The following is a 4,623-nucleotide window of genomic DNA, read 5'->3' on the forward strand; positions in this document are numbered from 1 at the left end:
CGATTGATTGTAATTAAGTCATAGTAAAAGGATTTTATTACCAATTTTAAATAACAAATTTAAGTTAAACCGCGTTACATACCTACCGTTAATATCATATTAAAAGTTGGCCGCTATATGAATTATGCTTACCTATTTGTATTTATAACGTCATTCATTACGTTATTTATCATGCGAAAAGTAGCAAAGAAAATTGGCTTAGTCGATAAGCCAAATGCGCGTAAGTTACACCAAGGTGTTGTCCCGCTGGTTGGGGGGATTTCTATTTACCTTTCACTACTCGTGGGCTTTCTTCTTTTCTTACCATCAAGTTTAAACCTTGAGTTATACCTACTGTGCTCTGCTATTTTAATCGTACTTGGCGCATTGGATGACTACTACGATGTGAGTTTTAAAATTCGCTTATTAGTCCAAGCCGGCATTTCACTTGTGATGATTTTAGTAGGTGGGCACAGCCTTCACCATTTAGGCTTTCTAATGGGCAGCGAAACCATTGCATTAGGTGAATTTGTTGGTGGGTTTATTACGGTGATTGCGGTTATCGGTGCGATTAACGCCTTTAACATGGTCGATGGTATTGATGGCCTATTAGGTGGATTAGCATCAGTAACATTTACTGCTTTAGGTACTGTTTTCTTCATGAGTGGCAACGAGTACTTAGGTACGATTTGCTTACTTATCGTGACAGCACTTATCCCTTACATCATGCTGAATTTAGGTTTCCCGCTTGGTCATCGATTTAAAATATTTATGGGCGATGCAGGCAGTATGTTTATAGGGTTCTCTGTGGTCTGGATGTTGATCCGTGGCACGCAAGAGCCAAGCATTGTGGCATTTAAACCAGTAACCGCATTATGGCTAATTGCACTACCATTAATGGATATGGCAACCATTATGATCCGTCGTATGCGTAAAGGTCATTCACCGTTTAAACCTGACCGGGAACATTTACATCATATTTGTCAGCGTATGGGGTTATCGCCATTAATGACATTATTTGTAATTTGTTTAATGGCAAGCATCTGTGCTGTGGTTGGTATTTTAGCTGACATCAATGGTGTCGCTGAATCAACGATGTTTATTGCCTTCCTCTGTTTATTTGCTGTCTACTTTACGGTTATTAGTCATATTTGGCGTATTACCACATGGGTAAATAAGTTATTAGGCCGTCAAAGTACAATGTCTTCAACTTCATCTCAACATTAATAAGAATTAAATAAACTAAAAATCATTAAGGATAATTTGTGAAAATTTTAGTTACAGGTGGCGCAGGTTTTATTGGATCTGCAGTAATCCGTCATATTATAAATAATACACAAGACGAAGTTGTTAATATTGATAAGCTGACTTATGCAGGTAATTTAGAATCGCTTTCTGAAATTGAAAATAGTGAGCGTTACTATTTTGAGCAAGTGGATATTTGTGATCGCACGGAATTAGATCGTATCTTTTCGATATACCAACCTGATGCGGTGATGCATTTGGCAGCAGAAAGTCACGTTGATCGCTCTATTGATGGACCGGCAGCATTTATTGAAACCAATATTATTGGTACTTATACAATGCTTGAGTCTGCTCGCCAATATTGGAATCAGTTAGATCAAACCCGTAAATCAGCATTTCGTTTCCATCACATCTCTACTGATGAAGTATATGGTGATTTGGAAGGCACCGATGACTTATTCACTGAAACAACATCGTATGAGCCATCAAGTCCATATTCAGCCTCTAAAGCATCAAGTGATCATTTAGTGCGCGCTTGGTTACGTACTTACGGTTTACCAACGATTGTCACTAACTGTTCAAATAACTATGGTCCATACCATTTCCCTGAAAAACTGATCCCGTTGATGATCCTAAATGCTTTAGACGGAAAGAATTTGCCTGTTTACGGTGATGGTATGCAAATTCGTGATTGGCTATATGTAGAAGATCATGCATCGGCACTTTATACCGTTGTAACAAAAGGTGAAATTGGTGAAACGTATAATATTGGTGGTCATAATGAAAAAGCCAATATTGAAGTGGTAAAAACTATTTGTTCATTACTTGAAGAATTAGTGCCGAATAAACCTCAAGGTGTAATTCAATACAAAGACTTAATCACCTATGTAACGGACCGCCCAGGACATGATGTTCGCTATGCCATTGACGCGACTAAAATTGGTAAAGAACTTGGCTGGAAACCTGCTGAAACCTTTGAATCAGGTATTCGTAAAACGGTTAAATGGTATTTAAATAACGAGAAATGGTGGAGCCGTGTATTAGATGGTTCATACAGTTTTGAACGATTAGGTACTGGCACAAATAAGAGTGAAGGAAAATAACATGAAAGGGATTATTTTAGCTGGTGGCTCTGGCACTCGCCTTTATCCTATTACTCGTGGCGTATCGAAACAGTTATTGCCTATCTACGATAAACCAATGATTTTTTATCCGCTATCTACATTGATGCTTGCAGGCATTCAAGACATTTTAATTATCACAACGCCTGAAGATAATGAAAGTTTCCGTCGTTTATTAGGCGATGGTTCTGATTTTGGTATCAATCTAGAGTATGCCATTCAACCTTCACCGGATGGCTTAGCACAAGCATTTATTATTGGTGAAGAGTTCATTGGCGATGACAGTGTTTGCTTGGTGTTAGGTGATAATATTTTTTATGGTCAATCCTTTGGTAAACAGTTACACAGCGCCTGTGAAAAAACACAGGATGGTATTGCAACTGTATTTGGTTATCAAGTTCATGATCCTGAACGTTTTGGTGTGGTTGAATTTGATAGTGAAATGAAAGCCATATCGATTGAAGAAAAACCTACCCAGCCGAAATCGAATTATGCAGTCACAGGATTGTATTTTTATGATAACCGCGTTGTTGAAATGGCCAAACAAGTGAAACCATCTGCTCGTGGTGAACTAGAAATTACGACATTGAATGAAATGTATCTTAACGATGGCTCATTGAATGTTGAGTTATTAGGTCGTGGTTTTGCTTGGTTAGATACGGGCACGCATGAAAGTCTGCAGCAAGCTTCCTCTTTTGTTGAGACCATTCAAAATGTTCAGGGGCTAAAAGTCGCTTGTTTGGAAGAAATTGCTTGGCGTAATGGTTGGCTAACTACTCAACAAATACAAGAGTTAGCAAAACCAATGATGAAAAATGAATACGGTCAATATCTGATGCGTATCACGTCTGGAAAGAAATAAGAGATTGCACATTGTGAAAGTTTTAATTACGGGTAGCAATGGTCAAGTAGGTAGCTGTTTGGTTAGACAGCTACAAAACTGTACCAATACTGAAATACTAGCTGTTGATCGAACAGATTTAGATATAACGTCTAAATCAGATGTTTCAAAAATAGTTGATGAATTTAAGCCTAATATTATTATTAATGCAGCAGCACATACTGCTGTAGATAAAGCCGAGACAGAAATTGATTTATCGTATGCGATTAATCGTGATGGCCCATTATATTTAGCACAAGCCGCTGAAAAAATTGGTGCTGCTTTATTGCACATTTCGACTGATTATGTTTTTGCTGGTGATAAAGAAGGTATCTACTCTGAAATCGATGCAGTAAACCCGCAAGGTGTGTACGGTTCAAGTAAATTAGCGGGTGAAAAAGCAGTTATTGATGCATGTTCACGCGTTATTATTTTACGTACAGCATGGGTATTTGGTGAGGAAGGAAATAACTTTGTTAAGACAATGCTTCGGTTAGCTAAACAGCGAGATGAATTAGGTATTGTGACAGACCAAGTTGGTGGTCCTACTTATGCTGGGGATATTGCAAATGCCTTAATTACCATTGCAAAGGATATAACTGTACAAGGTAACGATTTCGATCAAACTAAGTACGGTATTTATAACTTTTCAGGTTTACCTCACACGAGTTGGTGTGGTTTTGCGAAAATGATTTTTGATAAAGCCGTTGAGCAAAACGTATTGGATAAAGCACCAAATATAATAGGTATTAATACCGAGGCTTACCCTACACCGGCTAAACGACCTGCAAACTCAAAGCTTGATATGCAAAAAATCACAGAGACATTTTCAATTCAAGCCAGTGACTGGCAACAGGCTTTAAGTGATTTATCTAATTATCAATAATTGTTAGAGAAGAGATAGCATGAAAGTAATTGAAACCGAAATCCCAGATGTGAAAATTATTGAGCCCAGTGTTTTTGGTGATGAACGTGGTTTTTTCATGGAAACATGGAATCAAAAAAGATTCGAAGAGTTAGTAACTGGTAAGCCAACTCAATTTGTGCAAGATAACCACTCTAAATCTAAAAACGGTATTTTACGCGGTTTACATTACCAAACAGAAAACACCCAGGGTAAATTAGTTCGTGTTGTTTCTGGTGAAGTATTTGATGTTGCAGTAGATATTCGTAAAAGCTCTCCTACATTTGGTAAATGGGTGGGAGTTTATCTTTCGTCAGAAAATAAGCGCCAATTATGGATTCCAGAAGGGTTTGCACATGGATTTTATGTAATCAGTGATGAGGCTGAATTTGTATATAAATGTACTGATTATTATAAGCCAGAAGCAGAGGTTTCGATTAAATGGAATAATGCAGAGTTAAATATTGAGTGGCCATGTAATGTTAATGTTATTC

5 protein-coding genes are annotated in these 4,623 nt (G+C 37.6%); all 5 read left to right on the forward strand.

From position 1 onward, the window contains the following. Positions 1 to 117: 117 nt before the first annotated feature. Positions 118 to 1,206 carry a UDP-N-acetylglucosamine--undecaprenyl-phosphate N-acetylglucosaminephosphotransferase gene (gene wecA / locus E5A76_RS20100; RefSeq protein WP_161120020.1) on the forward strand — a complete coding sequence of 363 codons (1,089 nt, stop codon included), beginning with the start codon at positions 118 to 120 and terminating at the stop codon, positions 1,204 to 1,206. A gap of 38 nt (positions 1,207 to 1,244) precedes the next feature. Further along, positions 1,245 to 2,327 carry a dTDP-glucose 4,6-dehydratase gene (gene rfbB / locus E5A76_RS20105; RefSeq protein WP_161120021.1) on the forward strand — a complete coding sequence of 361 codons (1,083 nt, stop codon included), beginning with the start codon at positions 1,245 to 1,247 and terminating at the stop codon, positions 2,325 to 2,327. A gap of 1 nt (position 2,328) precedes the next feature. Further along, complete coding sequence (rfbA, locus tag E5A76_RS20110; protein WP_161120022.1) at positions 2,329 to 3,207, forward strand: glucose-1-phosphate thymidylyltransferase RfbA; 879 nt, start codon at positions 2,329 to 2,331, stop codon at positions 3,205 to 3,207. Between the two features lie 10 nt (positions 3,208 to 3,217). Beyond that, positions 3,218 to 4,111 (forward strand): dTDP-4-dehydrorhamnose reductase, encoded by an 894-nt coding sequence (gene rfbD / locus E5A76_RS20115; RefSeq protein ID WP_316247354.1) that lies wholly within the window; start codon positions 3,218 to 3,220, stop codon positions 4,109 to 4,111. A 19-nt stretch (positions 4,112 to 4,130) separates the two neighbouring features. Continuing rightward, the coding region (gene rfbC, locus E5A76_RS20120; RefSeq protein ID WP_161120024.1) for a dTDP-4-dehydrorhamnose 3,5-epimerase at positions 4,131 to 4,623 on the forward strand (493 nt) is incomplete at its 3' end.

The organism is Photobacterium lucens (assembly GCF_009873615.1).
GTDB lineage: Bacteria > Pseudomonadota > Gammaproteobacteria > Enterobacterales > Vibrionaceae > Photobacterium > Photobacterium lucens.

Coding starts and splice junctions, on each gene's coding strand:
- rfbA (WP_161120022.1), top strand. CDS start 2,329: ATGAAAGGGATTATTTTAGCTGGTGGCTCTGGCACTCGCCTTTATCCT.
- wecA (WP_161120020.1), top strand. CDS start 118: ATGAATTATGCTTACCTATTTGTATTTATAACGTCATTCATTACGTTA.